Here is a 713-nt window from a genome sequence, read left to right on the forward strand (position 1 = left end):
GAGGGCGCGGGGGTGGTGGTGCTCAAGCGGCTTTCGGATGCTCAGCGTGATGGTGACCGGATTCTGGCGCTGGTGCGGGGTTCGGCGGCGAATCAGGATGGGCCGTCGAGTGGTCAGACGGTGCCGTCGGGTCCGGCGCAGCAGAAGGTGGTGCGCGCGGCGTTGGCCGCGGCGCGGTTGGAGCCGGGTGATATCGACTACGTCGAGGCGCACGGCACCGGCACCGCGCTGGGTGATCCGATCGAGTTGGATGCGCTGGCGGCGGTGTTCGGTGAGCGTGGTTCCTCGGCGCCGCTGGTGCTGGGCTCGGTGAAGACGAATCTGGGGCATCTTGAATCGGCTTCGGGTGTCGCGGGTTTCATCAAGACGGTGCTGTCGGTGCAGCAGGGTTTCATTCCGCGGCACCTGAACTTTTCGGAGTTGACGCCCAATGCCGGTGCGGGGGCGTCGAAGTTCCAGATCGCCGCGCAGGCGATGGCGTGGCCGGCGGTGTCGCGTCCGCGGCGGGCGGGGGTGTCTTCGTTTGGGGTGTCGGGCACCAATGCGCATGTGGTGATCGAGCAGGCCCCGGTCGTCGAGGCGGTTGAGCCGGCCGGGCCGGTTGCTGAGCCGGTGGTGCAGACGTTGGTGGTGTCGGGTAAGTCGCCGGCGCGGATCGCGGCCACCGCCGGTGTGCTGGCGCAGTGGTTGACCGGCGCCGGCGCCGACGTGCC

1 protein-coding gene is annotated in these 713 nt (G+C 69.4%); it reads left to right on the forward strand.

Annotated elements, in window-relative coordinates; translation table 11 throughout:
• On the forward strand, positions 1 to 713 hold a 713-nt coding region (locus tag A5648_RS02595), incomplete at both ends, for a ketoacyl-synthetase C-terminal extension domain-containing protein (RefSeq protein WP_131810509.1).

The organism is Mycolicibacter sinensis (assembly GCF_001673565.1).
Lineage (GTDB): Bacteria > Actinomycetota > Actinomycetes > Mycobacteriales > Mycobacteriaceae > Mycobacterium > Mycobacterium sinense_C.